This is a genomic window from Streptomyces sp. NPDC026500 (assembly GCF_055567635.1).
Genome location: NZ_JBVHQB010000004.1, coordinates 173,174 through 199,486, shown reverse-complemented (window position 1 = coordinate 199,486; position 26,313 = coordinate 173,174). Strand labels below are relative to the sequence as shown.

Here is a 26,313-nt window from a genome sequence, read left to right as displayed (position 1 = left end):
CCTCTGTCATGCCCCTGACCACACTGCAAGGAAAGGAAAGGTCATGTCTCCCATCCCCCGCAGGTCCCTTCTCAAGGCGGCAGCCGTCGCCGGAGCCGCCGCGCAGTTCAGCTGGGCCCTCGGAGCCACGAACGCGCAGGCCGCCCCCGGAGCCGGGGCCGCCGACGCGGACCCGGTGACCCTGGACTGGCTGGAGGCCGGCGGCCTCGGCGCCGCCCCCGGTTCCACCGTCGGCGTTCCCTGGCCGAGGGGCACCCATCAGCAGGACCAGACGTTCGCGCTGACGGATGCCGACGGCAAGGCCGTCCCCGTGCAGTCGTGGCCGATCGCCTACTGGCCGGACGGCTCCCTCAAGTGGACCGCGCACGCGGTGAGTTCGGATGCGGGGAAGCTCACGCTGACCGCCGGGGAGCCCACCGCGCCCGAGCGGAAGGTCACCGTCGACGAGAGCGGTGGCACCATCTCCGTCTCGACCGGGGTCATCACCGCGAAGATCGGCAAGAGCGGCTCCACGCTGGTCAAGTCCGTGACACGCGGCACGACCGAGATCGCCAGGAACGGCCGTCTCGTCCTCATCCGCCAGCCGGAGATCGAGGACGAGGACCAGGGCGCCGAGAAGTTCGAGCGCTTCGAGAGCGCGATCTCCGAGGTCGAGGTCGAACAGCAGGGCCCGGTACGGGCTGTCGTGCGCATCGACGGCAAACACCGTAAGGGCGACCGGAGTTGGCTGCCGTTCTCGGTCCGTCTGTACTTCTATGCGGGCGCCGACTCCTTCCGCATGGTGCACACGATCACCTTCGACGGAAAGCAGGAGCCCGGGAAGAGCAGCGGCGACTTCGTCCGCGGGCTCGGCGTCCGCTTCACCGTGCCCATGCGGGACGCCGCCTATGACCGGCACATCCGGATCGGCGGCGAGGGCACCGGTCTGCTCCGTGAGGCCGTCCAGGGCATCACCGGACTGCGCCGCGACCCCGGAGCCTCCGTCCAGGCGGCCCAGTTCGCGGGGGAGAAGCTCGCCGACCCGTCCACCTGGGACCAGCGCGTCACCACCCGGCTCCAGTACATCCCCGAGTGGGGCGACTACACCCTCTCCCAGCTCTCCGCCGACGGCTTCACCCTGCGCAAGCGCACTAAGAGGGGGCACGGCTGGATCGGCGCCGGCGGTGGCCGGCGCGCCTCCGGCTTCGGCTACGTCGGCGGCCCGAGCGGCGGATTCTCCTTCGGGCTGCGGGCCTTCTGGGAGAAGTTCCCCGCCCAGCTCGACATCCGGGACGCCCACACCGACGAGGCCGAGGTCACCCTCTGGCTCTGGTCGCCCGAGGCGCAGCCCATGGACCTGCGGTTCTACCACGACGGCATGGGCCAGGACACGTACGCCGAACAGCTCGAAGGCCTCAACATCACCTACGAGGACTACGAGCCGGGCTTCGGCACCCCCTACGGCATCGCCCGCACCTCCGAACTGCTCTTCTGGGCCAACGAGTCGACCCCCACGCCCGAGAAACTCGCCGAACAGGTCGACGCCGTACGCGTGTTGCCGCAGCTCGCCGCACCGCCCGGGCAGCTGATCAAGGCGAAGGTCTTCGGCCCCGGTCTCTACGCGGAGCCCGACCGGTCGACACCCGCCAAGGCGAAGATCGAGGACCACCTCGACTTCCTCTTCACCTACTACAAGGACCAGGTGGAGATGCGCCGTTGGTACGGCTTCTGGGACTACGGCGACATCATGCACTCGTACGACCCGGTCCGGCACCAGTGGCGCTACGACATCGGCGGCTACGCCTGGGACAACTCCGAACTGTCGCCCGACCTCTGGCTGTGGTTCGCGTACCTGCGCAGCGGCCGCGCGGACATCTTCCGCTTCGCCGAGGCGATGACCCGGCACACCGGCGAGGTCGACGTCTACCACCTCGGCCAGTGGGCGGGTCTCGGAACCCGGCACGGGGTGCAGCACTACGCCGACAGCGCCAAACAGCAGCGCATCGCCAACACCACCTACCGGCGTTACTACTACTTCCTCACCGCCGACGAGCGCGTCGGCGACCTCATGCACGCCAACGTCGACTCCGACGAGACCTTCCTCGTCCTCGACCCGATCCGCAAGATCCGCACCGAGCCGTACACACCGGACCGGCACGCGCTGTCGATCGGCTTCGGCACGGACTGGAGCGGGCTCGTCTCGGCGTGGCTGACCGAGTGGGAGCGCAAGGGCCCCAAGTGGGAGAAGGCCAAGGCGCGCGTGCTGTCGACGATGGAGACCATCGCCGCGCAGCCCAACGGATTCGTCCAGGGCTCCGGCCTGTACGACCTCGACACCGGCAGGTTCACCGTCGCCACGGAGCCCGTCGTCGGTGTGTCGCACCTCTCCGCGGTCTTCGGCCTGAACGAACTGTGCGCAGAGCTCATCGACCTCGTCGACCTGCCCGCCTTCAAGGAGGCGTACCTCGACTACTGCCGCTACTTCAACGCCACCAAGGCCGAGCAGGCTGCCCGTTACGGCACCAACTTCGGCACCCTGCTGCTCTTCCAGGGCCACTCGCGCCTCGACGCGTATGCCGCGGTCCAGACCGATGACGCGGCCCTCGCCACCCGTGCGTGGACGAAGTTCTACAGTTCCGACGGCTACACCGAGTCCTCTCCGTGGAAGGCGGAGAAGCTGAGCGGTCCGGTCACGCTGGTACCGGGCAGCGAGGCCAACTGGGTCTACACGAACGACACGGCGCTCTACGGCCTCGCAGCCATCGAGAACCTGGCACTTCTGGGCGACAGGATGCCTTCGTGACCGCTCCCGCGTGACCGGTCGCTAGTGCATCCTCCCCAATACCTCCCGCACCCGCCGTGCGTCGCGGATCCGCTGCTCGTACGTGGCACCCAGCGCGAGCAGCAGCAGACCGGCGAGTGCGGGAGGCGTCCAACGGGGGAGCGCGTCCACCACCTGCACGATGTACGGGGCGAGTTCGTGCAGGGCGTCCAGTACGAGCACGGTGCCGCCCAGCACCAGCGGAGCCTGCAGGCGGTGCCGGGCACCCAGCAGGGTGACGGCGAGCGCCGCCGTGCCCAGCAGCAGCGGACGCGACCAGTGCGCGTCGCCCCAGGCCGCGAACAGGCTCGGCACGAGCGTCACGGACAGACCCGGCCCGTACGCCGTCCACGACGACACCGTCGCGTCCTTGCGCCGCCTGAACGCACCCACGAGCAGCGCCGGAACGGTCACCGGCAGCGTGTACGCCTCCGGGGTACCGACTCCCCAGGCCGCCAGGCGCACCCAGGCGGCCAGGACGAACAGGGCCCCGGCGGCGTATCCGACGGTGCGGCGGTCCCGCCGTACGGCCGTGCCGGCGGCGATCACCCCGCACAGGGCCAGGACCGTGGCGAGCATGGCCGGTTCGGTCACCGCGAGGGCGATGGCGAGCAGCCCCGCGAGGGCACCGGTGACCTCGATCGACACGGTCGTCGGTCCGTCCTCGACGCGCGCGGCCGCCAGAGCCGCGGCCACGGGCACGATCAGCACGAGCAGCGCGGTGTGCTGGGGCTGAAGGCCGAGGGAGGCGCCCGCCGCGCACGCGAGGGCTGTCGCGTACCCGAGCGACGCGGGTGCCGCGACCGGGCCGAGGCCGGGCCGCTGGGCGGGCCTCAGGGAGGCCGCCGCGAACAGAACGGCCAGTGCGGCGAGCACGGTCAGGGTCGCGGCCTCGGAGGCCAGCGCGAGGAACGCGAGGCTGAGGGAGGTGAGCAGGGCGAGCACCGGCGCCGTCACCGAGGGGTGCGTCCGGCGGGCGAACTCCAGCAGGGCCGCCGTGGTGAGCCCGTGCACCGACAGCCCTGCCGCGTAGGGGAGTTCGAGGGTGGCCGGAAGGACGAACACCGTCGCCCACGTCAGTGTCAGCGCGCAGGCCAGGGCCTGCGGGCGCCATGCGGCGGGGCGGACGGCCGCCACCAGGACCGCCGCGACGAGCGCGAGAACCAGTGGCGCGGTGACGGCGTCCGAGGGCCAGGGCAGGCCGCCCGCCACCGCGTCCCGCGCGCTCGCCGGAACACCGGACCAGACCGAGCCCGCCCGGCCGACGGCTCCCAGCAGGGTGATCACGACCACGGGCAGTGCCCATGCCACGGAGAGGGCTCCCACGCAGCCGGCGGCGACGGCGATCCCACGGCGAACCGGCGCCGGAAGTCCGGTCCGAACGACGGCCAACAGGGCTGTCCCGCACGCCAGATGACCGGGAACCGTCCACGCGCCGGGCAGGAACGTGCGCAGCACGCCGCCGAACGCGACGACGGTGATCAGGCCCGCGGCCGTCGCGGTGCCCGTCGCGAGGCCCGGCTTCGGGGTGCCCCAGGCCGCCGTCAGCGCGATCGACGCGGCAAGGAGGAGGAGCGCCGCCGCACGGGCGGCGGCGCTCGGGCCGGCGGCCGTCCAGGACAGCCAGCCGGCGGCGAAGACGCCCCAGCCGCCCAGGCCGTACGCCCCGACGGCGGCGACGACGCGGACGGGCTTCAGGGGCATGCGCAGCGCGAGCACCGCGTCGAACGCCGCCGTGACCAGCAGGGCGGCCGTGATGGCGTGCGCACCCGCGGCGGCGGCCACCGCCCAGAGGAACAGCGGGAACTGCGCGGCGACCACGGCGGCGGGCAGCGGCAGCCACAGCGACGGACGTACACGGGGGGTGACCGCGTTCCGTCCGGTGCCTCTGCCGGTGTCGGCGCTGATGTCGCGGTCGGGGGCCGGGCTCGGGGCGGCTTCCCGTGGTCCCGTCCCGCTCGTGGCCGGTCGCCGTCCCGCGCCCGCGGCGGACGGCTCCTGGGTGCCCGTGGCTGCCGCGGCGGCCGTTCGTGGTTCCGCCGTCCGGTGCGGCGCGCCCATGGCGAGTCCGTACGCCGCCCACACCGCGGTCAGCACCGCCGACGCGAGCGCCGTGTAGGCCACGCCGTCCGTGCGGGGGAGCGCGACCGCGTACAGCGCGTAGGCGTCCAGGACCGTCAGCGAGAGGCCGAGCCCCGCCAGTGCCTCGGCCGTCGAGCGCAGCCCGCGGCGCAGCAGGAGCACGGGCGCGCCGAGCGCGGCCAGCGTCACCGCGCCGAGTACCAGCGACCGCCCCGCGATCCCCATGTGTCCCCAGCCGACAAGCGTGAACGCGACGGCGGCGACAGTCAGCAGGATGCCGCCGAGGAGCAGGAGCGCGTTCTGTACACCGGGTGCTGTGGTCTCCGGCCGACGGGCCGTGAATGCCGGGGGTGCCGGGGGAGCGGTCCGTACGGGCGGCGGCTGGAGCGCGTGGACCAGCCAGGCGCGGCGGGCCAGCAACACGGTCCGGCGCACGTCGAGTTGCCGCAGCTCGGTGTCGAGGAGCCGCAACTCCTCGGTCGGGGACGGGATCTGGGACATACACCGGAGTGTGGTGCCGGTCACGTCCGTCGGCATGAGTGCGCGTACTCACGCCGTACTCAGATCGGCAAACGGGTACGGGCCGGTACATCCGGTCCGCCGTGGGCACACTCGTTCCATGGACTGGAGCCACTACCGCTTCCACAGTGTGTGGGAGCTGCCCGCGCCGCCGGAGGACGTGTACACGGTTCTGGAGCAGGCCGAGAACTACCCGCGCTGGTGGCCCCAGGTGCGCGAGGTCACCCCGGTGGACGACCGGACCGGCGTCATCCGGATCCGCTCGGTCCTGCCGTACGACATCACCATCACCGCCCGCGCGGCGCGCCGGGACCCGGCGGCCGGCGTCCTGGAGATAGCGATGTCGGGAGACCTCGACGGCTGGGCGCGCTGGACCTTCGACGCGGCCGGCCCGGGAACCCGCGCCCGCTACGACCAGGAAGTGCACGTCACCACGCCGCTGCTGCGGCGGCTCGCCGTGCCGGGACGCCCCTTCTTCCGCGCCAACCACGCCCTGATGATGCGCGCGGGACGGCGCGGACTGAGGGCCCACCTCGAAGCGGTTTGAACCCCACCCGCCGGGACCTGTATTGTTCAGTCCGTTCCCGGGCGATTAGCTCAGTGGGAGAGCGCTTCGTTCACACCGAAGAGGTCACTGGTTCGAACCCAGTATCGCCCACCCGGAGAAGACCGGTCCGTCATCGACGGACCGGTTTTTCGTTGTGCTCGCCCGCATCGGGCCCGGTCAGGCCGCCGCCGGCAGATCCGGGCGCAGCGGCCACGCAGGATCCACCGCCTCCGGTGTGCCGCTGCGTGCGAACCAGGCCTGCAGCCCGCGCGCCTGTGCCGCGTGCCACACCGCCTGGAGCGTATGCAGCTCGGACGGCGACAGCCGCTCCAGCCGGGCCGAGAATCGGCGCCCCACCGCACGGACGACCTCCATCGAGGCCAGCGCGTCGGCCGCCGCGTCGTGCGCGCCCTCCAGCACCACCTCGTAGTGCGCGCACAGATCGGTCAGGGTGCGGCGGCCCTTGCGGTAGCGGTCCAGATGCTTGTCGAGGACGCGGGGGTCGAGCACGCGCAGCGATGCCGACTCGAACCAGTGGTCGAGGGACGAGGCGCGATGCCTGCGCAACTCCCGGTCCAGCAGCGTCAGATCGAACGGGGCGTTCATCACCACGAGCGGCCGGCCCGCCGCCGCCTGCTCACTCAGCTCTCTGGCTATCTCCTCCATGACGGGCGACGGCCAGCGGCCGTTGCGCTGCAGATGTTCGTCCGTGAGCCCGTGCACCGCCGTCGCCCCAGCGGGCACCGGCACTCCCGGGTTCACCAGCCATCGGGTCACCCGCGGACGGGAACCCGGGGCGTCCTGGACGACGACGGCGGCCGACACGATCCTGTCGGTCTCGACGTCCACGCCCGTGGTCTCCGTGTCGAACGCGGCCAAAGGGCCCTCGTACCAGCACGTCATACGCACACAACTCCTCGTTCACCCACGGCAGCTGACGCACCGTCTTCTGCCTGTTTGGTGATACCCGGGCTGTTTGCGCCGTACGCCGGTAGGAGACAACAGAGGTACGGGTCTTTGCAGTTCAGCGACCCGTCGCGCGGATACATCAAGCCTGGAAGGCTGTTGGACTCATGGCACTCGCGCAGCCCGAACGGGGCGGGCTGCTGCCCCAGCGGACGGCACCCCATCGCGGATCGCTCGCCACCACCGCCTGCATGGAGACCTTGCAGGTGGGCTACTTGCACGCCGTCGCGGCGGCCGCGGGCTGTTCGCTGTCCCAGCCGTTTCCCGACAACGGCATCGACTGGCACGTCAGCCACAGCGCCCCCGGGCACACGGTCGACGACGAAGTCACCATCAAGGTGCAGCTCAAGTGCACGTACCAGATCGCGCCCAACCCTCCGGGGCCCGCCTTCTCCTTCACGCTCGACAACGAGCACCTGGCGAAGCTCGCGCGCACCCCGGTCTCGGTGCACAAGATCCTGGTCGTGATGCTCGTGCCCAGATCCCAGGACGACTGGCTGCGCGCCAGCCACGACCGGCTCGATCTGCGGCACTGCTGCTACTGGATCAACCTCGCCGGGCACGCCATCACGGGCCGGCGCCGGACCACCGTCCGCATCCCGACGGCACGGATCTTCGACGACCGGGCCCTCTGCGAGATCATGACGAGGGTCGGGACGGGAGGCAGACCATGACACACCGCCCCATCGGCGAGGTACCGAGGCCGGTCAGGCCCCACCCCGCCGAAGCGTTCTGGAACGATCCGCCCACCCCCGACCAGGTCGACCCCGCCGTCTTCGGCGCGCTGCTGCGACGGCACGGCTGGCAGCGCCGCGGGGGAGCGGCCGGCCGGTACGGCCGATGGACCCCACCGGGGCCCGGGGGCGGCGGCACCAGCCTGCTGGTGCCGGAGAACCGGGCCTTCCCCGACAGCGACGACCTTCTCGGCGAGGCCCTCGTCGCGCTCGCCCGCAGCGGTTCCCCGTCCGCGCGCGACGTGCTCGTCGGCCTCGCCGTGCCCAGCGACGAGATCCGCTGGTGGCGGGAGGTGCCGACCGGTCCCGTGGGCGCGGCGCCCTGGACCGTCGAGGAGCAGTTGCGCGGGGCCGCCCGCCAGATGCTGCTCGCGGGCTCGCTCGCCACACGCGCGCGTGCCGGCTATTACGGCGCCCGCCACCGCAGGTCCGCCAGTGCCGCCCTGGAGAACGTCCTGGTCGGCGCCGAACCGGGCGGCCGCGGACTCACCGCCTTCGTGCCCGTCACCACCGGCCGGCCGGTCGCCGTACGACTGCACGAGGCGCTCTGCGCCGCCCGCGAGGCCATCGACTACCAGCGGGCCACCGGCGGCATGGACGCCTTCGACGCGGCCGTCGAGGCGGGCGTCAGCCATGAACTGATGGAAGCCCTGGTGGCCCTCGTCCGCGGCACCGAGGGCGCCCGGATCACCGTCGAGTGGTCGCCCGCCGCGGGCGTCCCCGAGGGCGGCGCGAACCCCGCCGAGCCCGTCGAGTTCTCGCCCGGCGACCTCCCCGTGCTGCGCGAGGCCGGCGCCCGCTATCTCCGCGAGGAACCGTCCGTGCCCGTGCGGATCACCGGCGCCGTGGTCCGGATGCGCAGGTCGGGCCCGCACGGGGAGGGCACCGTACGACTGCGCGTCATCGCGGGCGCCGAGGTCCCGCACGTCCGGATGACCCTCGACGAGGAGGCGTACCGGATAGCGGGCCAGGCCCACCTGGTCGGGCTGCCGGTGCGGGTGCACGGGCGGCTGGAGAGCCGCGGCGGATTCCGCAGGCTCACGGACGCCTCCGGCGTCGTGCCCGTACAGGTGGACGAGGCCGAGCGGGACCGGCTGATGAAGTCGCTCCAGGAGAACCTGGACTTCTTCGAGGAGGCGTGCAGCGGCGACTGACGGCGCACTGTCCACAACCGTTTCGCGGAGGGGACCCCGGGCTCGGTAGGATTCGGGGCATTGCCATGCCATGCCGTATGTGGTGTGGAGTCGCCTTCAGTCAGGAGAGTCCGGTGTCAGACGTCCGTGTGATCATCCAACGCGATTCCGAGCGGGAAGAGCGCGTGGTGACGACGGGCACTACGGCCGCCGACCTCTTCACCGGCGAGCGCACCATCGTCGCGGCCCGCGTGGCCGGCGAGCTGAGGGACCTCGCGTACGAGGTGCAGGACGGCGAGGAGGTCGAGCCCGTCGAGATCTCCTCCGAGGACGGCCTGAACATCCTGCGCCACTCCACCGCGCACGTGATGGCCCAGGCCGTGCAGGAGCTCTTCCCCGACGCCAAGCTGGGCATCGGCCCGCCGGTCAAGGACGGCTTCTACTACGACTTCGACGTCGAGAAGCCCTTCACGCCCGAGGACCTCAAGGCCGTCGAGAAGAAGATGCAGGAGATCCAGAAGCGCGGACAGCGCTTCTCCCGCCGCGTCGTCACCGACGAGGACGCCCGCGAGGAGCTGGCCGCGGAGCCGTACAAGCTGGAGCTCATCGGCATCAAGGGCCCCGCCTCCTCGGACGACGGCGCGAACGTCGAGGTGGGCGGCGGCGAGCTGACCATCTACGACAACCTCGACGCCAAGACCGGCGAGCTGTGCTGGAAGGACCTCTGCCGCGGTCCGCACCTGCCCACCACCCGTAACATCCCGGCCTTCAAGCTGATGCGCAACGCCGCCGCGTATTGGCGCGGCAGCGAGAAGAACCCCATGCTCCAGCGCATCTACGGCACCGCCTGGCCCTCCAAGGAGGAGCTGAAGGCGCACCTGGACTTCCTCGCCGAGGCCGAGAAGCGCGACCACCGCAAGCTGGGCAACGAGCTGGACCTGTTCTCCATCCCGGACCAGATCGGCTCCGGCCTCGCCGTCTTCCACCCCAAGGGCGGCGTCATCCGCCGGGTCATGGAGGACTACTCGCGCCGCCGGCACGAGGAAGAGGGCTACGAGTTCGTCTACACCCCGCACGCCACCAAGGGGAAGCTCTTCGAGACCTCGGGCCACCTGGACTGGTACGCCGACGGCATGTACCCGCCCATGCAGCTCGACGAGGGCGTGGACTACTACCTCAAGCCCATGAACTGCCCGATGCACAACCTGATCTTCGACGCGCGCGGCCGTTCGTACCGTGAACTGCCGCTGCGCCTCTTCGAGTTCGGCACCGTGTACCGGTACGAGAAGTCGGGCGTCGTGCACGGCCTGACCCGCGCCCGGGGCTTCACGCAGGACGACGCGCACATCTACTGCACCAAGGAGCAGATGGCGGAGGAGCTCGACAAGACGCTCACCTTCGTCCTGAACCTGCTGCGCGACTACGGCCTCACCGACTTCTACCTGGAGCTGTCCACCAAGGACCCGGAGAAGTTCGTCGGCTCGGACGAGGTCTGGGAAGAGGCCACCGAGACGCTCCGCCAGGTCGCCGAGAAGCAGGGCCTGCCGCTGGTCCCGGACCCGGGCGGCGCCGCCTTCTACGGCCCGAAGATCTCGGTGCAGACCAAGGACGCCATCGGGCGCACCTGGCAGATGTCGACCGTGCAGCTGGACTTCAACCTGCCCGAGCGCTTCGACCTGGAGTACACCGGCCCCGACGGCTCCAAGCAGCGCCCGGTCATGATCCACCGTGCGCTCTTCGGCTCCATCGAGCGTTTCTTCGCCGTGCTCCTGGAGCACTACGCGGGCGCGTTCCCGGCGTGGCTGGCGCCTGTCCAGGCGATCGGTATCCCGATCGGCGACGCGCACGTCGAGTACCTCCAGAAGTTCGCCGCCGAGGCCCGCAAGAAGGGCCTGCGCGTCGAGGTCGACGCGTCCTCGGACCGTATGCAGAAGAAGATCCGCAACGCGCAGAAGCAGAAGGTGCCCTTCATGGTCATCGCGGGCGACGAGGACATGACGGCCGGTGCCGTCTCCTTCCGCTACCGCGACGGCTCGCAGGAGAACGGCATTCCCCTCGACGAGGCCATCGCCAAGATCGCGAAGGTCGTCGAGGAGCGCGCGCAGGTCTGATCGGCGGGCTCGTTCAGCTCACGGCGCCAAGCCCCCGGGAAGCTCAGCTCCCCGGGGGCTTTTCGTCGCCCTCGCGCGCGAACACCTGCAGCAGCCACGAGGAGAACGACCCCGTCACCGCGCCGAGCAGCGCCAGACCGCACACCATCATGGCGGCCGCGATCGTGCGACCCTTCGGCGTCACCGGCGCCACGTCCCCGTACCCCACCGTCGAGAGCGTGGAGGCGGCCCACCACACCGAGTCACCGAAGGTGACGATCGTCGCGTGCGGTGCCTGGTACTCGGCCTGGTAGACGGCGAGGGCACCCGCGAAACCGAGCAGCAGGACCGCGATGCTCGCGTAGAACATCACCCGCGCGTACAGCGGGAGGCGAGGCTCCCCGCGGCGCCGCAGCACGGCGTCGTAGAGCTTGACCATGCGCAGTGGCCGCAGCAGCGGCAGCACGAGCACCACGGTGTCCAGCCCGTGGCTCGGGACGAACCGGAGGCCCTGGCCGCTCAGCCGCCACAGCACCAGGTAGTCGACGAGGAACGTCGTCCAGGTGAGCATGATCACCGCGAGGCAGGCGTCCCGCCCTCCCTGGGGCAGACCGTGCGCCAGCACATGGACCGCGTAGGCGGAGAGGAACAGCAGCGACGCGACCGCCAGTGGTACCTCGGTGCGCTGCTCCCAGCGGGTCATCGGGCTGTCGTCGTCCATGGCCACAGCTTCGCCGGAGGCGCCTTTGCCCGACACCCGCCGACACGCCGCGAACGGGCGAAGCAATATGCTGCAACACATGACGAGTGAGCCGGAGCAGCAGATCGGAGTCGGAACGCGGGACGCGTTCCAGCGCCTTTGGACGCCCCACCGGATGGCTTACATCCAGGGCGAGAACAAGCCCACCGGCCCGGGGGCCGAGGACGGTTGTCCCTTCTGCTCGATTCCGGCCAAGTCCGACGAGGACGGGCTGATCGTGAGGCGCGGGGAGCACGTGTACGCGGTGCTCAACCTCTACCCGTACAACGGCGGGCACCTGATGGTCGTGCCCTACCGGCACGTCGCGGACTACACGGACCTGACCGGGCCGGAGACCGCCGAACTCGGTGAGCTGACCAAGCAGGCCATGACCGCGCTGCGCACCGCCTCCGGCGCCCATGGCTTCAACATCGGCATGAACCAGGGCTCGGTCGCTGGCGCCGGCATCGCCGCGCATCTGCACCAGCACATCGTGCCCCGCTGGGGCGGCGACACGAACTTCATGCCGGTCGTCGGCCACACCAAGGTTCTGCCCCAACTCCTCGCGGACACCCGCAAGATGCTGGCGGAGGCCTGGCCCACGTCGTAGTCCGGCCCGGCGCGGGGCACCCGTCGGGGCGCCCCGGCCGTCGCGCGGCTACGCGTCGTACAGGTCGGCCTTGCGCGGCGCGGGATCCTGCACCGCGGTACTGAGGAAGGCCGAGCGGTTGCCGAACTTCTCCGTGTCGACGCCGTTCTCCTCGAGGACCTTGATCGCCGCCGAGTGCACCACGCGCAGTACGGGTGTCGCGGCCCGCAGCGCGTCGTCCGCCATGAAACGGTGCCGCCACGGCTGATCGGCCCAGGCGTGCCGCACGCCGAACGGCTCGGGCAGTTCCAGACTCCCGCCGAGCCAGTTCAGCAGCGGCGGATACCAGGTGAGGGGCGCCCGCGCGGCGAGCCGTACGACCTCGTCCGCCGTGACCAGCGGCAGACTCACCTTGCGGGTCTCCCAGAACTTGACGGCCTTCGCGACCTCCTTGGTCGGGGCCTCCGGCTTACTGGTGAACAGCGGGTTCACCGGCCCCAGCGCGTGCCCGGTCACCTCGATGCGCAGCGTCTGGTGCAGCACGGTCACCGTGATCATCATGGTGATGATCAACTGGCCGTCCCAGAGCGTCCACTGGACCCCGAGGTAGTGCCGGTCGCCGCTGCCGAACTGCTGCTTGTTGCAGATGTCCTGCACCGCGTGCGTCTTGATCGTGTAGGCGTCGACGTCCGTGCCGCCCGGCCGGGACACCGCCTTCGCATTCTCGCCGATCGGTGTGACGATCCAGTGCTTTATCGAAGGCGCCGGAAAACCGCCGGTGTTGAGCGGGCCGCGCTCCAGCATGCGCAACTGGTCGTGGACGTTGCGGATGACGTCCCAGCTGCGGAACGGGTGGATCTCCTTGTTCGCGTCCCGCGCCACCAGGTCCTCGGCGAGCTGCCAGCTGCCCCAGCGGGTGCCCATGCCGAGTATGCCCTTGGGGCCGGCGTAGAAGACCGAGTTGGACTGCTGCTCCGCGGTGAGCCGGGCGAGCGCCTGACGCAGCCGCTCCGCCGCCGTCTCACCGGGGCTGCCGGGGACCGCCTCGGGAATCTTGGCGCCGATGCCGCCGCCCGACAACAGGTTGTCCCAGCGCGCCCGCAGATCCTTGGCGGTGCGCTCGCAGATCTGCTTCGCCCACAGCCAGCCGACGACGGGAAGGACCACCGTGGCGCGCGCGTACCAGGCCCAGAAGCCCGTGAACGGCATGCGGACGAGGAAGAGGACGGCCAGCGCGCCGACGGCGATCAGGAGTGTGGTGCCGAGCGCGGAACCGCGCTTGTCCGCGCGCTTGGCGATCTGCGTACGGATCTGGAAGACCAACAGCCACACCAGCAGTCCGGGCAGGAACAGCAGCCCGCACAGCACCATGACGGCCGACAGCCAGTTGTCGCGGTCCCGGCGGATGTTGGTCGCCGCGAGGCAGTGCTCCACGATGACCTGCGGTTCGGTTCCGAAGGACTGGATGAGCGGTTTGCGGCCCGCGCCCAGCATGCGGGCGGTGACGGCCCCCGCGAAGGCCTCGCCGAGATTCGGCGCGAACAGCTTGATCCGCCCGGCCTTGACCGTGGACTGGTGCCATTCGTTGTCGGCCTTGAGGATCTCCTCCACCGGACTGTCGCGGTACGCCGCCGAGGCCAGCGCGAAGGTCGCCGCCGTCTGCCCCGCGGTGCCCGTGAGCGGCACTTGCGCCCCGGGAGTGAAATCGAAACCGTCGAACGCCACTTCCGCCCCCATCGCCGCCGCACCCGCTCCTGCGGCTTTCCCGACTTCGGTGTCCCGCACACCTGTTGATCAGGTCTTCGTCTTGATCAGGTTCTCAGGGTATCGGCCGCGACCGACATTCGTCGGCGGACGGCGGAAGCCGCCCACCGACGGATGAAGTCCCCGACGAAGTCCCCAACGTTCAGGTACCCGGGACCTGTTCGCGGAGCCGCACGGCGATCTGCTGCGGCATGGGCTCGTGCCGCGCGTAACGCCGGTCGAAGCGCGCGGTGCCGTGCGAGATCGACCGCAGATCCACGGCGTACCGCCCGATCTCGATCTCCGGCACCTCGGCCCGGACGAGCGTGCGCCCGCCGCCCGCCTGCTCGGTGCCGACGACCCGGCCGCGCCGCCCCGACAGGTCGCTCATCACCGCGCCCACGTAGTCGTCGCCGACCAGGACGGTCACCTCGGCCACCGGCTCCAGGAGATGGATCCTGGCGTCGCGGGCCGCCTCGCGCAGCGCGAGCGCGCCGGCCGTCTGGAACGCGGCGTCGGAGGAGTCCACCGAGTGCGCCTTGCCGTCGAGCAGGGTGACCCGTACGTCGATGAGCGGATAGCCGGCGGCCACGCCCTTGGCGGCCTGGGCGCGCACACCCTTCTCGACGGACGGGATGAACTGCCGGGGCACGGCGCCGCCGACGACCTTGTCGACGAACTCGATGCCCGAGCCGCCGGGCAGCGGTTCGACCTCGATCTCGCAGATCGCGAACTGGCCGTGCCCGCCGGACTGCTTCACATGGCGACCGCGCCCGGTGGACGGGTCGGCGAACGTCTCCCGCAGGGAGACCTTGTGCGGGACCACGTCGACCTGCACGCCGTACCGGTTGCGCAGCCGTTCCAGGGCGACGTCCGCGTGCGCCTCGCCCAGGCACCACAGGACGACCTGATGGGTGTTCGGATTCTGCTCCAGGCGCATCGTGGGGTCCTCGGCCACCAGCCGGCCGAGCCCCTGCGAGAGCTTGTCCTCGTCCGCCTTGCTGTGTGCCTCGATGGCGAGCGGGAGCAGCGGGTCGGGCATCCGCCACGGCTCCATGAGCAGCGGGTCGCCCTTGGCCGAAAGGGTGTCTCCCGTCTCGGCGCGGTTCAGCTTCGCCACACAGGCGAGGTCGCCCGCGATGCAGTGCGTGAGGGTGCGCTGCTGCTTGCCGAACGGCCCGGACAGGGCGCCGATCCGCTCGTCGACGTCGTGGTCCTCGTGTCCGCGGTCGGTCAGCCCGTGCCCGGAGACGTGCACCGTCTCGTCGGGACGCAGGGTTCCGGAGAAGACCCGGACCAGGGAGATACGGCCCACGTACGGGTCGGACGCGGTCTTGACGACCTCCGCGACCAGTGGCCCGTCGGGGTCGCAGGCCTTCACCTCGCGCGCGGCGCCGTCCGGCGTGGTCACTGTGGGCGCCGGGCGCTCCAGGGGGGTGGGGAAGCCGCCGGTGATCAGTTCGAGGAGCTCGACCGTGCCGAGCCCCTGACGGGCTCCCTCGGCGGCCGGCGCCGCGGCCAGCACCGGGAAGAAACTTCCTCGAGCCACGGCGCGTTCCAGGTCCTGCACGAGTGTCTTGAGGTCGATCTCCTCGCCGCCCAGATAGCGGTCCATGAGCGTCTCGTCCTCGCTCTCGGCGATGATCCCCTCGATCAGCCGGTTGCGGGCCGCCTCGATGAGCGCTTGCTGCTCGGGTCCCGGCTCCGCCCCCTTGCGCTCCCCCGAGGAGTAGTCGAACAGCTGCCGGGTGAGCAGTCCGATCAGGCCGGTCACGGGCGCGTGCCCGTCCGGTGCCTCGGCGCCGTGCAACGGCAGATACAGCGGCAGTACGGCGTCGGGGTCGTCCCCGCCGAACGCCTCCGCGCAGGTCCGGGTCATCCCCTCGAAGTCCGACCGGGCCGATTCGAGGTGGGTGACCACGATGGCCCGGGGCATGCCGACGGCCGCGCACTCCTCCCACAGCATCCGGGTCGAGCCGTCCACCCCGTCCGAGGCCGAGACGACGAAAAGGGCCGCGTCCGCCGCTCGCAGACCGGCCCTCAGCTCCCCGACGAAATCGGCGTACCCGGGGGTGTCCAAAATGTTGATCTTGTATCCGTCCCAGTCGACGGGTACCAGGGAGAGCTGCACCGAACGCTGCTGCCGGTGCTCGATCTCGTCGTAGTCGGAGACGGTGCCGCCGTCCTCCACGCGGCCCGCCCGGTTCACTGCTCCCGCTGTCAGCGCGAGAGCCTCCACCAATGTCGTCTTGCCCGATCCGCTGTGGCCGACCAGCACCACATTCCGTACGGACGCGGGGTGGTCGGCCGCCGTAGCCCTGCCGGCGGCTCCGGAGTGTGCATTCGCCTTGTCGCCCATGGTCTTGCCTCCCGTGCACGGTGAGGTCTCTGTGGGCGCGGGACATGCCGGGCCGCGTGCGGTGGCGGCTCCGGTGACGCCCGCGGTGTCTTCGAGCTTTGCACTCGCGTCACGGTGCGTCCATACGGTGGACGCGATCGCGCCGTGACACCGGCGGCATCGGGTCGTGACACGGGGTGCGGGTGCCCGACCATCGCACAAGCGCACGCGTGGCTACGATGGGCCAGCCGACGGCCAACAGGGGCCGTCCGGCGACACCGACCCTCGGGAAGGCCATGCTGAACAAGTACGCGCGTGCATTCTTCACGCGTGTCCTCACACCGTTCGCCGCGTTTCTCATCCGCCGGGGGGTAAGCCCCGACACGGTCACCCTCCTGGGCACGGCCGGAGTCATGGCGGGCGCGCTGGTCTTCTACCCCAGGGGAGAGTTCTTCTGGGGAACGATCGTCATCACGCTCTTCGTGTTCTCCGACCTGGTCGACGGGAACATGGCGCGCCAGCTCGGCCGCTCCAGCCGCTGGGGCGCCTTCCTGGACTCCACGCTCGACCGGGTCGCCGACGGCGCGATCTTCGGCGGCTTCGCGCTCTGGTACGCGGGCAACGGCAACGACAACGTCCTGTGCGCCGTCTCGATCTTCTGCCTGGCCAGCGGCCAGGTGGTGTCGTACACCAAGGCCCGCGGTGAGTCGATCGGTCTGCCGGTCGCGGTCAACGGTCTCGTCGAGCGGGCCGAACGGCTCGTGATCTCGCTGGTCGCGGCCGGTCTGGCCGGCCTGCACACGTTCGGTGTGCCCGGCATCCAGGTGCTGCTGCCCATCGCGCTGTGGATCGTCGCCGTCGGCAGCCTCGTCACGCTGATCCAGCGCGTCGTCACCGTCCGCCGGGAGGCCGCCGAGGCGGACGCCGCGGTCGCCGCCGAGAACAGTGAGGCCACCTCGTGACCAGCCTGCAGGACCGGCTGGTGGACGGCGCCTACGCTCTCGGCTGGAGCACCGTCAAGAAGCTCCCCGAGCCGGTCGCCGTGCGCCTCGGCCGCGCGATCGCCGACGTCGCCTGGAAGAGGCGCGGCAAGGGGGTCCAGCGCCTGGAGAGCAACTACGCGCGCGTGGTGCCGGACGCGACACCCGAGCGGCTCGCCGAGCTCTCCAGGGCCGGCATGCGCTCGTACCTGCGCTACTGGATGGAGTCGTTCCGGCTTCCCGCGTGGAGCGAGGAGCGGGTGCGGAACGGGTTCGAGATCAAGGACGTGCACCGTCTCACCGACGGGATCGCCTCCGACCGGGGCGTCATCCTGGCCCTTCCGCACATGGCGAACTGGGACCTCGCGGGCGCCTGGGTCACCACCGGGCTGAAGACGCCGTTCACGACCGTCGCCGAGCGCCTCAAGCCCGAATCGCTGTACGACCGTTTCGTCGCCTATCGCGAGGGCCTCGGCATGGAGGTCCTGCCGCACAGCGGCGGTACCGCGTTCGCCACGCTGGCCCGGCGGCTGCGGGACGGCGGACTGATCTGCCTGGTCGCCGAACGGGACCTGTCCGCGTCGGGCGTCGAGGTGGAGTTCTTCGGCGAGGCGACCCGGATGCCCGCGGGACCGGCCCTGCTCGCCCAGCAGACCGGCGCCATCCTCATGCCCGTGACGCTCTGGTACGACGACTCGCCCGTCATGCGGGGCCAGGTGCACCCGCCCGTCGAGGTCCCCGAGTCAGGCACCCGTGCCGAAAAGACGTCAGTCATGACACAGGCGCTGGCCGACGCCTTCGCCACCGGCATCGCCGACCACCCGGAGGACTGGCACATGTTGCAGCGTTTGTGGCTCAAGGACCTCGACTCCGGGAAGGCTCCCCAGGAGGAGTCAAGCGCGCAGGATCCCGAGAAGAGGACCCCGTGAGGATCGGCATCGTCTGCCCGTACTCCTGGGACGTTCCGGGCGGCGTCCAGTTCCACATCCGCGACCTGGCCGAGCATCTCATCGGCCTGGGGCACGAGGTGTCCGTCCTCGCCCCAGCGGACGACGACACCCCCCTGCCGCCGTACGTCGTCTCGGCGGGCCGCGCTGTCCCGGTGCCGTACAACGGCTCGGTGGCGCGGCTGAACTTCGGCTTCCTGTCGGCGGCCCGGGTACGGCGCTGGCTGCACGACGGCACCTTCGACGTGGTCCACATCCACGAACCGTCCTCGCCGTCGCTCGGCCTGCTGACGTGCTGGGCCGCGCAGGGCCCGATCGTCGCGACCTTCCACACCTCGAACCCGCGCTCCAGGGCGATGGTCGCCGCGTACTCCATCCTCCAGGCCGCCCTGGAGAAGATCAGCGCGCGGATCGCCGTGAGCGAGTACGCCCGGCGCACCCTCGTCGAGCACCTCGGCGGCGACGCCGTCGTCATCCCGAACGGCGTCGACGTCGACTTCTTCGCCCGCGCCAAGCCCAAGCCCGAATGGCAGGGCGACACGATCGGCTTCATCGGCCGCATCGACGAGCCCCGCAAGGGCCTGCCGGTGCTCATGAAGGCCCTGCCGAAGATCCTGGCCGAGCGCCCGCAGACACGCCTGCTGGTCGCCGGACGCGGCGACGAGAAGGAGGCCGTGGAGTCGCTGCCCGCCGAGATGCGCTCGCGCGTCGAGTTCCTCGGCATGATCAGCGACGAGGACAAGGCCCGCCTCCTGCGCAGCATCGACCTCTACGTCGCGCCCAACACCGGCGGCGAGAGCTTCGGGATCATCCTGGTCGAGGCGATGTCCGCCGGAGCGCCGGTGCTCGCGGCGGATCTGGACGCGTTCGCCCAGGTACTCGACCAGGGCTCCGCGGGTGAGCTGTTCGCCAACGAGGACGCGGACGCCCTGGCCGCCGCCGCGGTGCGCCTGCTCGCCGACCCGGAGCGCCGCGCCGGACTGCGCGAGCGGGGGAGCGCCCACGTACGGCGCTTCGACTGGTCGACGGTCGGCGCGGACATCCTGTCCGTGTACGAGACGGTCACGGACGGCGCCGCCGCGGTCGCCACTGACGAACGCACAGGATTCCGGGCCCGCTTCGGGCTGGCCCGGGACTGAACCCGGCCGGACACCCGGACCGAATCCCACCCCGCACTCGCCGCGCGGGCCGGTCGTCCCACCCGGGACTCACGACGCCCGGAACCGCACTCCCGCGCGCGGGAGGCCGTTCCGGTTCCCGCACGGAACGCGGACAGCCCGCCGATCCGGCCTCGCGTCGCGCTTTCGCGCGCAGGCGGTTCGTCCGGCGTGGGGATGCGGAGGCCGCGAATCGGTACTCCCGCGGATGCGGCCGCGCGTCGCGCTTCCGCGTGCGCAAGTGCCGATCGTCCGTAAGGGGCTCGGGACGCCGCAGAATCGTCCGCGCCGCGTGGGGAGCACCGGTCCGCTTGCCCGACGGGACGCTGAAGGGCCCGTTGAGCCGAGAACGGCCTGAACACGACGGTTCTGCGCACGCCGTCCGGGCAGTGGCTCCGTGGATGGCGCCGTTCGGATGCCATGCGTGCGCGCCGGAGGGCGGGGTCCGCGGTGATCCTCCTGCGTGCTCCGCCGGACGCGCGAGCCCTCGCGCCGGACCCGGGGAGCGGGAACGCGCGGTGGCTCCTCGCTCTGCCGCGCCTCCCGGCCGGGGGACCCCGCGTTGCCGGTCCCGCCGGGGACAGGCCCGACTCCCCGCCCCGACGGGGCGGTTCACGTCGCGCACGGGACCGGAGGGGGCCGGCGCCGTCGCACGGGTAGCCTTGCCGCCCGTGACCGCAACCCTCATCTGGATCCTCGTCGGCCTCGTCGCGATCGGCCTCTACCTGAGCTGGACCGCCGGCCGTCTCGACCGGCTGCACGCCCGCATCGACGCCGCCCGCGCCGCCCTCGACGCGCAGCTGCTGCGCCGGGCCTCCGTGACCCAGGAACTGGCCACCTCCGGTGTGCTCGACCCGGCCGCCTCGATCGTGCTCTACGAAGCGGCGCACGCGGCCCGGCAGGCCGAGGAGGAGCAGCGCGAGGTGGCCGAGAGCGAGCTGAGCCAGGCCCTGCGGGCGGTGTTCGGGGAGACACAGCAGGTCGAGGCCGTACGCGAGGTGCCCGGCGGCGAGGAGGCGGCCGGCGAGCTGGCCCAGGCCGTACGCCGGGTGCCCATGGCGCGGCGCTTCCACAACGACGCCGTACGCGCCGCCCGCGCCCTCCGCCGGCACCGCAAGGTCCGCTGGTTCCGCCTCGCGGGCCACGCCCCGTTCCCGATGGCCTTCGAGATGGACGACGAGCCCCCGACGGCCCTGGCGGACCGTCCGACGACCTGATGTACGGGGGTGGGCGGGAACGAAAACGATCCACCGCCTCCCCATTGGCCCTTGCAGTGGACTGGTCACCTCGCGTTTCCTCGGAGTGCAGAAATCCTCTTTCACCGAGTGAGGTCAACCCGTGTCCAGCATGCTCTCCAACTCCGCCCAGTCCGCTGAGAACACCGCGATCGGCACCGCCCGCGTCAAGCGCGGCATGGCCGAGCAGCTCAAGGGCGGCGTGATCATGGACGTGGTCAACGCCGAGCAGGCGAAGATCGCCGAGGACGCCGGCGCCGTGGCCGTCATGGCCCTGGAGCGGGTCCCCGCCGACATCCGCAAGGACGGCGGCGTCGCCCGGATGTCGGACCCGAACATGATCGAGGAGATCATCGAAGCGGTCTCCATCCCGGTGATGGCCAAGTCCCGCATCGGCCACTTCGTCGAGGCCCAGGTCCTGCAGTCCCTCGGTGTCGACTACATCGACGAGTCCGAGGTCCTCACCCCGGCCGACGAGGTCAACCACTCCGACAAGTGGGCGTTCACCACCCCCTTCGTCTGCGGCGCCACCAACCTGGGCGAGGCCCTGCGCCGTATCGCCGAGGGCGCGGCCATGATCCGCTCCAAGGGCGAGGCCGGCACCGGCAACGTCGTCGAGGCCGTCCGCCACCTGCGTCAGATCAAGAACGAGATCGCCAGGCTGCGCGGCTTCGACAACAACGAGCTGTACGCCGCCGCCAAGGAGCTGCGCGCCCCGTACGAGATCGTCAAGGAGGTCGCCGAGCTCGGTAAGCTCCCGGTCGTCCTGTTCTCCGCCGGTGGTGTCGCCACCCCCGCCGACGCCGCGCTCATGCGCCAGCTCGGCGCCGAGGGCGTCTTCGTCGGCTCCGGCATCTTCAAGTCCGGCGACCCGGCCAAGCGCGCCGCCGCCATCGTGAAGGCCACCACCTTCTACGACGACCCGAAGATCATCGCGGACGCGTCCCGCAACCTCGGCGAGGCCATGGTCGGCATCAACTGCGACACCCTCCCCGAGACCGAGCGCTACGCCAACCGCGGCTGGTAGTCACATGAGCACTCCTGTCATTGGCGTCCTGGCTCTCCAGGGCGACGTACGGGAACACCTCATCGCCCTGGCCGCGGCGGACGCCGTGGCCAGGCCGGTGAGGCGCCCCGAGGAGCTCGCCGAGATCGACGGTCTGGTCATCCCCGGCGGCGAGTCCACCACCATCTCCAAGCTGGCCGTCCTCTTCGGAGTGATGGAGCCCCTGCGCGCACGGGTCCGCGACGGCATGCCCGTCTACGGCACCTGCGCCGGCATGATCATGCTCGCCGACAAGATCCTCGACCCGCGCTCGGGCCAGGAGACGATCGGCGGCATCGACATGATCGTGCGCCGCAACGCCTTCGGACGGCAGAACGAGTCCTTCGAGGCGGCGGTCGACGTCCGCGGCGTCGAGGGCGATCCTGTGGAGGGCGTCTTCATCCGCGCACCCTGGGTCGAGTCCGTGGGCGCCGAGGCCGAGGTGCTCGCCGAGCACGAGGGCCACATCGTCGCGGTACGCCAGGGAAACGCGCTCGCCACGTCGTTCCACCCGGAGCTGACGGGCGACCACCGTGTTCACGGTTTGTTCGTCGACATGGTGCGCGCGAACCGGACACCGGCGTCCTTGTAGGATCTGTGGGGTCTTCCCAGGCTCCCAATGTCTGGGGGAGTCCGTACAGGTTGGGTTACGCGAAGGAGACAGGCAGATGTCCGGCCACTCTAAATGGGCTACGACGAAGCACAAGAAGGCCGTGATCGACGCCAAGCGCGGCAAGCTCTTCGCGAAGATGATCAAGAACATCGAGGTCGCGGCCCGCACGGGCGGCGCCGACGTGTCCGGCAACCCGACGCTGTTCGACGCCATTCAGAAGGCCAAGAAGAGCTCGGTCCCGAACAAGAACATCGACTCCGCGGTCAAGCGCGGCGCCGGTCTCGAGGCCGGTGGCGCGGACTACGAGACGATCATGTACGAGGGTTACGGCCCGAACGGTGTCGCCGTGCTCATCGAGTGCCTCACCGACAACCGCAACCGCGCGGCCTCGGACGTCCGTGTCGCCATGACCCGCAACGGCGGGAACATGGCCGACCCCGGCTCCGTCTCGTACCTCTTCAACCGCAAGGGTGTCGTCATCGTCCCCAAGGGCGAGCTGGCCGAGGACGACGTCCTCGGTGCCGTGCTCGACGCGGGCGCCGAAGAGGTCAACGACCTCGGCGAGTCCTTCGAGGTCATCTCCGAGGCCACCGACCTGGTCGCGGTGCGCACCGCGCTCCAGGACGCCGGCATCGACTACGACTCCGCCGACGCCAACTTCGTCCCGACCATGCAGGTCGAGCTCGACGAGGAGGGCGCCCGGAAGATCTTCAAGCTGATCGACGCCCTGGAGGACAGCGACGACGTGCAGAACGTCTTCGCCAACTTCGACGTCAGCGACGAGGTCATGGAGAAGGTCGACGCCTGATCGAGGGCTTGCACGGAGCGACGGGCCGACGGGACACCCCCGTCGGCCCGTCGCTCTGTCAGTGGCACCCGATAGCCTGCACGAAAGCCTGCACGAACTGGGGATACCTCCCAGCGACGGCCGGTGAAATCGAAGGAGGGCCCGGGTGCGGGTGCTGGGTGTTGACCCCGGGTTGACCCGGTGCGGTGTCGGGGTGGTCGAGGGAGTCGCGGGCCGGCCCCTGACCATGCGCGGCGTCGGAGTCGTACGCACCCCCGCGGACGCCGAGCTGGGCCTGCGGCTGGTCGCCATCGAGCAGGGCATCGAGCAGTGGCTCGACGAGTACGAACCCGAATACGTCGCCGTGGAGCGGGTGTTCAGCCAGCACAACGTCCGTACGGTGATGGGAACCGCCCAGGCCAGCGCCGTCGCCATGCTCTGCGCGGCCCGGCGCGGCATCCCCGTCGCCCTGCACACCCCGAGCGAGGTCAAGGCCGCCGTCACCGGCAACGGACGCGCGGACAAGGCCCAGGTCGGCGCGATGGTCACCCGCCTGCTCCGGCTCGCCGAGCCGCCCAGACCCGCGGACGCGGCGGACGCCCTCGCCCTCGCCATCTGCCACATCTGGCGCGCCCCCGCCCAGAACAGGCTCCAGCAGGCCGCCGCACGGATCGGCCCCGGCCGGCCCGTCGCGCAGAACAGACTTCAGCAGGCCGCAGCCGCGCACGCCTCGCACCAAGCATCGAAAGGCCGTACCGCATGATCGCCTTCGTCAGCGGCCCGGTCGCCGCCCTCGCCCCCGACTCAGCGGTGGTCGAGGTCGGCGGCATCGGCATCGCCGTCCAGTGCACGCCCAACACGCTCTCCGGGCTGCGCACGGGACAGCAGGCCAAACTCGCCACCTCCCTCGTCGTCCGCGAGGACTCGCTCACCCTCTACGGCTTCGCCGACGACGACGAGCGCCAGGTCTTCGAGCTGCTCCAGACCGCGAGCGGAGTCGGCCCGCGCCTCGCCCAGGCGATGCTCGCCGTGCACACCCCGGACGCCCTGCGCCGCGCCGTGTCCAGTGGGGACGAGAAGGCGCTCATCGCCGTCCCCGGCATCGGCAAGAAGGGCGCCCAGAAGCTGCTGCTGGACCTCAAGGACCGGCTCGGCGAACCCCTCGGCCCCGGCGGCCCGGCCATCGGCACGGCGGTCACCGCCGGCTGGCGCGACCAGCTGCATGCCGCGCTCGTCGGCCTCGGGTACGCGACCCGCGAGGCCGACGAGGCGGTCTCCGCCGTCGCCCCGCAGGCCGAGGCCGCCGAGGGAACCCCGCAGGTCGGCCAGCTCCTCAGGGCCGCCCTGCAGACCCTGAACCGAGCACGCTGAACGGCCCGGGCCCCCGGGCCGCGCGCGCCCCGGTGCGGCCCGCGCCCGCCGCACCGCCGACCGCCCCACCACCACGAGACCACGAGGCACCACCGATGAACTGGGACGACACGAGAGACGAAGCCGCCGACGAGCGGCTCGTCGGCCCCGCCGCGGAGCGGTTGGTGGGATCGGTCGCCGACGGCGAGGACCAGGCCGTCGAGGCCGCGCTGCGCCCCAAGGACCTGGACGAGTTCATCGGCCAGGAGAAGGTCCGCGAGCAGCTCGACCTGGTCCTGCGCGCCGCACGCGCGCGGGGGGCCACCGCCGACCACGTGCTGCTCTCCGGCGCTCCCGGGCTCGGCAAGACCACCCTCTCGATGATCATCGCGGCCGAGATGGGCGCCCCCATCCGCATCACCAGCGGCCCCGCCATCCAGCACGCCGGAGACCTCGCCGCGATCCTCTCCTCCCTCCAGGAGGGGGAGGTCCTGTTCCTCGACGAGATCCACCGCATGTCCCGGCCCGCCGAGGAGATGCTCTACATGGCGATGGAGGACTTCCGTGTCGACGTCATCGTCGGCAAGGGCCCCGGCGCCACCGCCATCCCGTTGGAGCTGCCCCCCTTCACCCTGGTCGGCGCGACCACGCGCGCGGGACTGCTGCCGCCGCCCCTGCGCGACCGCTTCGGCTTCACCGGGCACATGGAGTTCTACGAGCCCGCCGAGCTGGAGCGCGTCATCCACCGCTCCGCCGGCCTCCTGGACGTCGAGATCGGCGCCGAGGGCGCCGCGGAGATCGCGGGCCGTTCCCGCGGCACGCCCCGCATCGCCAACCGCCTGCTGCGCCGCGTACGCGACTACGCGCAGGTCAGAGCGGACGGGATCGTCACCCGGGAGATCGCCGGGGCGGCACTGAAGGTCTACGAGGTCGACGCCCGGGGACTGGACCGTCTCGACCGCGGTGTCCTCGAAGCCCTGATCAAGCTTTTCGGCGGCGGCCCTGTCGGATTGTCCACACTTGCTGTCGCTGTGGGGGAGGAGCGTGAGACCGTGGAAGAGGTCGCCGAGCCCTTCCTCGTACGAGAGGGACTCCTCGCCCGCACTCCCCGTGGCCGGGTGGCGACACCCGCGGCATGGGTACATCTCGGCCTCACGCCACCCCGCCGGTCAGCAGGCGGAAACGGACAAGAAGACCTGTTCGGGGCGTGACGGCGTGCGCACGTAACGGGGCAGGAACCCCGGTGCCATGCTGAGCGTTGTTCCCTGAGTGCGGACTCGCTTAGACTCCGCCGATGCCGCCCTTGTCGACGGCATACATACCCCCATCCAGCAGGCCGCTCACCTTTGCGGTTGAAGAAGGAAGTCCCGACCCGTGAGTCCTCTGACCCTCCTCCCGTTCATCGTGCTCATCGGGGCCATGTTCCTGATGACCCGGTCGGCCAAGAAGAAGCAGCAGCAGGCGGCTTCCATGCGCAACGAGCTGCAGCCCGGCTCCGGCGTGCGCACGATCGGCGGTATGTACGCCACCGTCAAGGAGGTCAACGAGGACACGGTTCTCCTTGACGCTGCCCCGGGCGTGGACCTGCTCTTCGCGAAGAACGCGATCGGTGCCGTCCTCACGGACGACGAGTACAACCGCATCGTCCACGGCATCGAGCACGACCTGAAGGCGGACGGCACCGTCGTGCCGGACGACGCCTCCTCCCTCACCGAGACCGACGAGCCCGCCGCCGACGCCTCTTCCGACGCCTCCGACGACAAGCCCCTCGACCTCGGCAAGAAGGACGCGGCGGACAAGCCGGCCGACGAGGCCGTCGAGGCGAAGGCCGACCAGGCCTCCGACGTCGACGACGCAGAGCCGAAGAAGACCGACGGCGAGGCCGACGCGAAGTAGTCACGACCCGGGAGCGCGGCGCG

22 protein-coding genes and 1 tRNA gene are annotated in these 26,313 nt (G+C 71.0%); 18 read left to right on the top strand and 5 right to left on the bottom strand.

Annotation, left to right across the window (positions count from 1 at the left end; translation table 11 throughout):
- Positions 1–43 precede the first annotated feature (43 nt).
- Positions 44–2,782, top strand: a complete 2,739-nt coding sequence (locus tag ACZ4N5_RS09135; protein ID WP_467756465.1) for an exo-rhamnogalacturonan lyase family protein — start codon at positions 44–46, stop codon at positions 2,780–2,782.
- A gap of 21 nt (positions 2,783–2,803) precedes the next feature.
- On the opposite strand, the gene ACZ4N5_RS09130 is transcribed toward ACZ4N5_RS09135, so the two are convergent.
- A complete protein-coding gene (locus ACZ4N5_RS09130; protein ID WP_467756464.1) occupies positions 2,804–5,383 on the bottom strand; it encodes an SCO7613 C-terminal domain-containing membrane protein in 2,580 nt (859 codons plus the stop codon).
- Between the two features lie 118 nt (positions 5,384–5,501).
- Here ACZ4N5_RS09130 and ACZ4N5_RS09125 point away from each other — a divergent pair, with 118 nt between their 5' ends.
- Positions 5,502–5,948, top strand: a complete 447-nt coding sequence (locus tag ACZ4N5_RS09125; RefSeq protein ID WP_467756463.1) for an SRPBCC family protein — start codon at positions 5,502–5,504, stop codon at positions 5,946–5,948.
- Positions 5,949–5,987: 39 nt separating this feature from the next.
- Positions 5,988–6,059: transfer RNA gene (locus ACZ4N5_RS09120), tRNA-Val, on the top strand.
- 66 nt (positions 6,060–6,125) lie between these two features.
- On the opposite strand, the gene ACZ4N5_RS09115 is transcribed toward ACZ4N5_RS09120, so the two are convergent.
- Positions 6,126–6,851: an exonuclease domain-containing protein gene (locus ACZ4N5_RS09115; RefSeq protein ID WP_467756462.1), complete on the bottom strand. Its 726-nt coding sequence runs from the start codon at positions 6,849–6,851 to the stop codon at positions 6,126–6,128.
- A 170-nt stretch (positions 6,852–7,021) separates the two neighbouring features.
- On the opposite strand from ACZ4N5_RS09115, the gene ACZ4N5_RS09110 reads away from it, so the two are divergent.
- From ACZ4N5_RS09110 to thrS, 3 genes are all read left to right on the top strand, one after another.
- The gene (locus ACZ4N5_RS09110; RefSeq protein ID WP_467756461.1) at positions 7,022–7,588 is read left to right on the top strand and encodes a DUF4365 domain-containing protein; all 567 of its coding nucleotides are present in this window, start codon (positions 7,022–7,024) and stop codon (positions 7,586–7,588) included.
- Positions 7,585–8,802, top strand: a complete 1,218-nt coding sequence (locus ACZ4N5_RS09105; protein ID WP_467756460.1) for a hypothetical protein — start codon at positions 7,585–7,587, stop codon at positions 8,800–8,802. Before ACZ4N5_RS09110 ends, ACZ4N5_RS09105 begins: the two co-directional genes overlap by 4 nt.
- 113 nt (positions 8,803–8,915) lie before the next feature.
- Positions 8,916–10,892 (top strand): threonine--tRNA ligase, encoded by a 1,977-nt coding sequence (thrS, locus tag ACZ4N5_RS09100; protein WP_467756459.1) that lies wholly within the window; start codon positions 8,916–8,918, stop codon positions 10,890–10,892.
- A 43-nt stretch (positions 10,893–10,935) separates the two neighbouring features.
- Here the strand turns inward: thrS and ACZ4N5_RS09095 are convergent, their stop codons facing one another.
- Positions 10,936–11,592 (bottom strand): potassium channel family protein, encoded by a 657-nt coding sequence (locus tag ACZ4N5_RS09095; protein WP_467756458.1) that lies wholly within the window; start codon positions 11,590–11,592, stop codon positions 10,936–10,938.
- Between the two features lie 67 nt (positions 11,593–11,659).
- Here ACZ4N5_RS09095 and ACZ4N5_RS09090 point away from each other — a divergent pair, with 67 nt between their 5' ends.
- On the top strand, positions 11,660–12,220 hold the full coding sequence (locus ACZ4N5_RS09090; RefSeq protein ID WP_467756457.1) for an HIT family protein: 561 nt from the start codon (positions 11,660–11,662) through the stop codon (positions 12,218–12,220).
- A gap of 48 nt (positions 12,221–12,268) precedes the next feature.
- Here ACZ4N5_RS09090 and ACZ4N5_RS09085 read toward each other — a convergent pair whose 3' ends face one another.
- Positions 12,269–13,936, bottom strand: a complete 1,668-nt coding sequence (locus tag ACZ4N5_RS09085) for a hypothetical protein (protein ID WP_467756456.1) — start codon at positions 13,934–13,936, stop codon at positions 12,269–12,271.
- A 169-nt stretch (positions 13,937–14,105) separates the two neighbouring features.
- Positions 14,106–16,301, bottom strand: a complete 2,196-nt coding sequence (locus ACZ4N5_RS09080) for an elongation factor G-like protein EF-G2 (RefSeq protein ID WP_467756455.1) — start codon at positions 16,299–16,301, stop codon at positions 14,106–14,108.
- Positions 16,302–16,519: 218 nt separating this feature from the next.
- On the opposite strand from ACZ4N5_RS09080, the gene pgsA reads away from it, so the two are divergent.
- The 11 genes from pgsA (at position 16,520) to yajC (ending at position 26,290) form a co-directional block, all read left to right on the top strand.
- The gene (gene pgsA, locus ACZ4N5_RS09075; RefSeq protein ID WP_467756725.1) at positions 16,520–17,242 is read left to right on the top strand and encodes a phosphatidylinositol phosphate synthase; all 723 of its coding nucleotides are present in this window, start codon (positions 16,520–16,522) and stop codon (positions 17,240–17,242) included.
- Positions 17,239–18,189, top strand: a complete 951-nt coding sequence (locus ACZ4N5_RS09070) for a phosphatidylinositol mannoside acyltransferase (protein ID WP_467756454.1) — start codon at positions 17,239–17,241, stop codon at positions 18,187–18,189. The genes pgsA and ACZ4N5_RS09070 overlap by 4 nt, the downstream gene beginning before the upstream one ends.
- Positions 18,186–19,346, top strand: coding sequence for a glycosyltransferase family 4 protein (locus ACZ4N5_RS09065; protein WP_467756453.1), 1,161 nt, complete (start codon positions 18,186–18,188; stop codon positions 19,344–19,346). Before ACZ4N5_RS09070 ends, ACZ4N5_RS09065 begins: the two co-directional genes overlap by 4 nt.
- A gap of 689 nt (positions 19,347–20,035) precedes the next feature.
- The gene (locus ACZ4N5_RS09060) at positions 20,036–20,581 is read left to right on the top strand and encodes a hypothetical protein (RefSeq protein ID WP_329298629.1); all 546 of its coding nucleotides are present in this window, start codon (positions 20,036–20,038) and stop codon (positions 20,579–20,581) included.
- A 130-nt stretch (positions 20,582–20,711) separates the two neighbouring features.
- Positions 20,712–21,626, top strand: a complete 915-nt coding sequence (gene pdxS / locus ACZ4N5_RS09055) for a pyridoxal 5'-phosphate synthase lyase subunit PdxS (protein WP_467756724.1) — start codon at positions 20,712–20,714, stop codon at positions 21,624–21,626.
- A 4-nt stretch (positions 21,627–21,630) separates the two neighbouring features.
- On the top strand, positions 21,631–22,236 hold the full coding sequence (gene pdxT, locus ACZ4N5_RS09050; RefSeq protein ID WP_351130312.1) for a pyridoxal 5'-phosphate synthase glutaminase subunit PdxT: 606 nt from the start codon (positions 21,631–21,633) through the stop codon (positions 22,234–22,236).
- Between the two features lie 76 nt (positions 22,237–22,312).
- Positions 22,313–23,065: a YebC/PmpR family DNA-binding transcriptional regulator gene (locus ACZ4N5_RS09045; protein WP_467756452.1), complete on the top strand. Its 753-nt coding sequence runs from the start codon at positions 22,313–22,315 to the stop codon at positions 23,063–23,065.
- A 145-nt stretch (positions 23,066–23,210) separates the two neighbouring features.
- A complete protein-coding gene (ruvC, locus tag ACZ4N5_RS09040; protein ID WP_467756451.1) occupies positions 23,211–23,807 on the top strand; it encodes a crossover junction endodeoxyribonuclease RuvC in 597 nt (198 codons plus the stop codon).
- Positions 23,804–24,415, top strand: coding sequence for a Holliday junction branch migration protein RuvA (ruvA, locus tag ACZ4N5_RS09035; protein WP_467756450.1), 612 nt, complete (start codon positions 23,804–23,806; stop codon positions 24,413–24,415). The genes ruvC and ruvA overlap by 4 nt, the downstream gene beginning before the upstream one ends.
- Positions 24,416–24,510: 95 nt before the next feature.
- Complete coding sequence (ruvB, locus tag ACZ4N5_RS09030) at positions 24,511–25,605, top strand: Holliday junction branch migration DNA helicase RuvB (protein WP_467756449.1); 1,095 nt, start codon at positions 24,511–24,513, stop codon at positions 25,603–25,605.
- 163 nt (positions 25,606–25,768) lie between these two features.
- Entirely contained in the window at positions 25,769–26,290 is a 522-nt protein-coding gene (gene yajC / locus ACZ4N5_RS09025; protein ID WP_467756448.1) for a preprotein translocase subunit YajC, read from the top strand.
- The last annotated feature ends 23 nt before the right edge of the window (positions 26,291–26,313 follow it).

Coding starts and splice junctions, on each gene's coding strand:
- ACZ4N5_RS09135 (WP_467756465.1), top strand. CDS start 44: ATGTCTCCCATCCCCCGCAGGTCCCTTCTCAAGGCGGCAGCCGTCGCC.
- ACZ4N5_RS09130 (WP_467756464.1), bottom strand. CDS start 5,383: ATGTCCCAGATCCCGTCCCCGACCGAGGAGTTGCGGCTCCTCGACACC.
- ACZ4N5_RS09125 (WP_467756463.1), top strand. CDS start 5,502: ATGGACTGGAGCCACTACCGCTTCCACAGTGTGTGGGAGCTGCCCGCG.
- ACZ4N5_RS09115 (WP_467756462.1), bottom strand. CDS start 6,851: ATGACGTGCTGGTACGAGGGCCCTTTGGCCGCGTTCGACACGGAGACC.
- ACZ4N5_RS09110 (WP_467756461.1), top strand. CDS start 7,022: ATGGCACTCGCGCAGCCCGAACGGGGCGGGCTGCTGCCCCAGCGGACG.
- ACZ4N5_RS09105 (WP_467756460.1), top strand. CDS start 7,585: ATGACACACCGCCCCATCGGCGAGGTACCGAGGCCGGTCAGGCCCCAC.
- ACZ4N5_RS09095 (WP_467756458.1), bottom strand. CDS start 11,592: ATGGACGACGACAGCCCGATGACCCGCTGGGAGCAGCGCACCGAGGTA.
- ACZ4N5_RS09090 (WP_467756457.1), top strand. CDS start 11,660: ATGCTGCAACACATGACGAGTGAGCCGGAGCAGCAGATCGGAGTCGGA.
- ACZ4N5_RS09085 (WP_467756456.1), bottom strand. CDS start 13,936: ATGGGGGCGGAAGTGGCGTTCGACGGTTTCGATTTCACTCCCGGGGCG.
- ACZ4N5_RS09080 (WP_467756455.1), bottom strand. CDS start 16,301: ATGGGCGACAAGGCGAATGCACACTCCGGAGCCGCCGGCAGGGCTACG.
- pgsA (WP_467756725.1), top strand. CDS start 16,520: ATGGGCCAGCCGACGGCCAACAGGGGCCGTCCGGCGACACCGACCCTC.
- pdxS (WP_467756724.1), top strand. CDS start 20,712: ATGCTCTCCAACTCCGCCCAGTCCGCTGAGAACACCGCGATCGGCACC.
- pdxT (WP_351130312.1), top strand. CDS start 21,631: ATGAGCACTCCTGTCATTGGCGTCCTGGCTCTCCAGGGCGACGTACGG.
- ACZ4N5_RS09045 (WP_467756452.1), top strand. CDS start 22,313: ATGTCCGGCCACTCTAAATGGGCTACGACGAAGCACAAGAAGGCCGTG.
- ruvA (WP_467756450.1), top strand. CDS start 23,804: ATGATCGCCTTCGTCAGCGGCCCGGTCGCCGCCCTCGCCCCCGACTCA.
- ruvB (WP_467756449.1), top strand. CDS start 24,511: ATGAACTGGGACGACACGAGAGACGAAGCCGCCGACGAGCGGCTCGTC.